This is a genomic window from Vibrio sp. 2033 (assembly GCF_033339735.1).
This window is the reverse complement of the sequence record NZ_JAWOVC010000750.1, coordinates 1-535: the sequence shown is the minus strand read 5'-3', so window position 1 is coordinate 535 and position 535 is coordinate 1. Positions and strand designations below refer to the sequence as shown.

The 535-nt window shown below is 44.5% G+C and carries 1 protein-coding gene; it reads left to right on the top strand.

Annotated features, from left to right (window positions below):
• On the top strand, window positions 1-308 hold a 308-nt coding region (locus tag R7P74_RS28885; protein ID WP_318124137.1), incomplete at its 5' end, for a hypothetical protein.
• Window positions 309-535: the final 227 nt, after the last annotated feature.

Below are 535 nucleotides of genomic sequence, written 5' to 3'. Positions count from 1 at the left end.
GAATCACTGTAAAAGCTAATGAAGACCTAAGTGGTACATTTAGCCTGGAAGTTCAGTACGAAGTGACAGACACGTCTCCTACGATGGAGACTGATGTAAAGGCAATCAATGGCTCTTTGAGCGTCTTGGTTTCTGGAAAAGTGGATATTGGTAATGAAGATATTGACAAAACACGTTTAGAAGGCGCGACTGAAGTATTCACAAGTACGGATGGGTCTGCTGTCGACGTGAGTGGAGGCATTACATTTGCAGAAGCGGATATTGATGGTTCAGAGTATCTCGATTACATCGTTTTACAGATACCGTAGGGTCAAGACCTCATTGTTACTCATCCGAATGGTGCTTCTCAAGATGCCGATGGGAACTGGCTGATTCCCATGGAAGGAATCACAAGTGATAGCGTGTTGGAAACCGCTCCAGATTTGCTTGCTAGCGCATCGATTTATAGCCCATCTAACACCGAGATACTTGATGTGAATGTGTTAGCGTATGTTCGAGATGGAACGGATGCTCAATACATCACAGGTCAGTTCCA